The organism is Maribacter sp. (assembly GCF_049667165.1).
Taxonomy (GTDB): domain Bacteria; phylum Bacteroidota; class Bacteroidia; order Flavobacteriales; family Flavobacteriaceae; genus Maribacter_A.
The window spans coordinates 1-3,045 of sequence record NZ_JBATHS010000074.1; the positions used below are offsets into that span (position 1 = coordinate 1).

The 3,045-nt window shown below is 43.1% G+C and carries 3 protein-coding genes and 1 riboswitch; all 3 genes read right to left on the bottom strand.

Annotation, left to right across the window (positions count from 1 at the left end; all coding sequences use genetic code 11):
* Positions 1-526, bottom strand: a 526-nt coding sequence (locus WBM98_RS04315; RefSeq protein WP_424364797.1) for an ABC transporter ATP-binding protein, incomplete at its 3' end; no start/stop codon positions are given.
* Between the two features lie 4 nt (positions 527-530).
* A complete protein-coding gene (locus WBM98_RS04320; RefSeq protein ID WP_424364798.1) occupies positions 531-1,562 on the bottom strand; it encodes a FecCD family ABC transporter permease in 1,032 nt (343 codons plus the stop codon).
* Complete coding sequence (locus tag WBM98_RS04325) at positions 1,563-2,708, bottom strand: ABC transporter substrate-binding protein (protein WP_424364799.1); 1,146 nt, start codon at positions 2,706-2,708, stop codon at positions 1,563-1,565.
* A gap of 236 nt (positions 2,709-2,944) precedes the next feature.
* Positions 2,945-3,045, top strand: a riboswitch (cobalamin riboswitch). This riboswitch is flagged as partial in the annotation.

The window sequence follows — 3,045 nt, forward strand, 5'->3', positions numbered from 1 at the left end:
CCAAAAGAATTACGGAAGTGTCTTGGGCCAATGCCCTGGCGATCATCACCCGCTGTAATTGTCCATCGCTTAGTTCGTAACATTTTTTGTTTTTCAAGGTTTCCAAATCGACCATTGAAATAGCCTCATGGATCTTGGTCCTGTCCGTAGTCGATAACCTACCGATCCAATTGGTATACGGTTGTCGTCCTAAGGCAATCAGTTCCAATACCGTCAGGTTCTTAGAGGCCATAGGTTCGGTCAAAACAATACTTATGGTCGATGCCAACTCCATGGGGGCATAGTTTTTTAATTCCTTGCCATCAACATGTATTGCCCCTGATATTTTCGACTGCACCTTTCCAAGGGTACGTAGCAGGGTAGATTTACCTATGCCATTCACGCCTACTATAGCAGCCAATTCACCCTGATGCAATTGAAAGTTCAAATGCGCCGCAATCTGGATAAGGTCTTTTTTCGAGCGATATCCAATGGTTAGGTTATTAACTTCCAATGCGATATGTTCCCTTGTTTTTTTGATAACCACGTTTTTAAAAAATCATTTTCCTTTTCCGTACCAATAACCAAATGACCACAGGAGCCCCAACTATCGACGTAATGGCGTTGATCGGCAATACATTCGCCGAGGTGGGCAATTGGGCGATGGTATCGCATATCAACATTAAAATAGCCCCATAAACCAGTACGGCAGGGACCAAAACCTTATGATCGGTCGTGTTGAATATTTGTCTTGTCAAATGGGGTACGGCCAGGCCTATGAATGCAATAGGACCGGCAAAGGCCGTTATACCACCCGCCAATAAACCGGTTGCTATGATGATCATATAACGGGACCGTTTCATATTAACCCCTAAACTTTTGGCATAATTCTCCCCCAACAGCAAGGCATTCAACGATTTGATCGAAAATATACTTAGGAATAAGCCGATCAGAATAATAGTCAAAAGTAGCAAAAGCTGTGGCCAGGAAAGATTGCCCACACTGCCAAAAGACCAATAAATATACTGTTGCAATTTTTCGGCGTCCGTGAAATAGGATAACACACTGACGATGGCGGCGGTAATACTTCCGAACATAAGGCCAATGATCAGCAGGGCCATCGTATCCTTGATACGATACGATACGATTACTACGACCAAAAGCACCAAAAAACTACCGATGCTGGCCGCCACGGCCATTGAAATATCGTTAACCAACCCGTAAGAAAAAAGACTGGAAAATAGTGTGGACCCCATGATCAACAGGGCGGCCCCTAAACTGGCGCCAGAACTGATACCCAATACAAAAGGACCGGCCAATGGGTTTCTGAATAGGGTTTGCATGAGAAGGCCACTCAAGGCAAGGCCACTGCCCACGAGGATAGCGGAGAAGGCCTTGGGTATGCGATAGTTCCAAACGATGTATTTCCAAGAATCATTTGCCAATTCACCGCCAAAAATAGCTTTTAACGTATCTTGGAAGGGAATGGACACAGAACCTAGGCTAATGTTCAGCACAACACAAAGGAGCAGCGCCAAAACAAGGAATAGGAAGGGAATTTTATATGTAGTTGTTCTTTCCAATTAATTCAATGGCTTATAGAAAAACAGTTCATGTTCGGGCAATACCTCAGGGTGGAATATATGTATCAGATCTTTTAACACCAAATCGGGCCTGTTCGGGCCAAGCTCATAAAATAGCAGCCCTCCTGTTTTTCCTTTTGTTTTGGCAAAGGTAAAGATGTTCTTATTTTGGTAGGCTTTGAAATTCAGATAATGTGAATTGGCATCCTCCATTTCCTGATACGAGATGAATTGTGAAGGGGAAATCCAGTAATCGGTATCCACACCTTTGGCCAACACGCTTTCAATACTCAAATTAAGACTTCCGGTCTGGGTGGTTTCTGACCAAGGATAATAGGCATTGGCATCTTCCAAAAACCTGGCTGCCCAACTGTTCCCCCCAGGCAGGTACCACACATCCTTATATAAGGCTCCACAGAGGACCGTAGGCTGTTTTTTGGAATTTTTCGCCAAGGATTTCGCTTGGTTATAAGCATCTGAAACGGCCTTGAAGATACTGTCCGCCTCCCGTTCCTTTTGAAAGAAGGGGGCAAAGAATTTAATCCACTCGGCCTTTCCCAAGGGAGTTTCCTCTGTCCAATCCCCATTGTACACCACCGGTATATTGGACCGTTTCAAGGTTTCATAGGCTTTGTTTTGATTATTGATACTGAAACCGAAGATTACTTCCGGACTTAATTCAATGACCAATTCGGTGTTGATTGATTCGTTGTTTCCCAACTCCTTGATCAGACCACTATCTATGCGCTGTCTCGCTATTTCGGAGGAGACATATTGGGTATCTGGGAAGCCTTTTAACGCATCGATGACGCCCAAAGTTTCAAGGGATGGAATGTGCGTGGTCGAGGTTGCGACGATAGACGTAACAGGCACCCCGACAATAGCGTCGTACTCTTCTTTGTTCAATGTTATCGATGCTAATTCAGTTTTTGGGACCAAGGCATATTTAAAACCGGTCTTGGCATTGGGCCATGGCGATAACACGGTAATGAGGGTAATCCCTGAAGCCGTTTTTTCGATGGTAAACCCCTTGGCATATGCAACGTTAGTTTCCTTCGATGACATGGGGACAGGGAACCCTTTTTTGGTATGTTCCTTACAACCCACCAAGCAAAAGAGGAATGAAAGAATTAAGGTAATTCTCATTATAGATCGAATATCGAGGTTTTATTTATCCCGTGAAAAATCATCGCAAGGTAACAAATGTCACAAATTTAGAAGGTATTGTATCTTACTTTTGCTAAAACTTTAAACATGCGAGATAGTTCAAATACCACTATTTATATAATCGCAGGGATCATTATACTTCACTTTATAGTTGGTTTTATCTGGTTGGCCATAAAACTTAGCAAAAAAAAGGAGGATAAATAAGCGAATAGGGTTATTTTTGCCCTGAATTTGGTTTTGTCATTTTCACGGTGACTAAATTAAAAGGGAATCCAGTGCAAATCTGGAACTGTTCCCGCAACTGTAAGTTTATGCC

Bases quoted from the DNA above. Each gene is read 5' to 3' on its own strand.
- WBM98_RS04325 (WP_424364799.1), bottom strand. From the start codon at position 2,708: ATGAGAATTACCTTAATTCTTTCATTCCTCTTTTGCTTGGTGGGTTGT.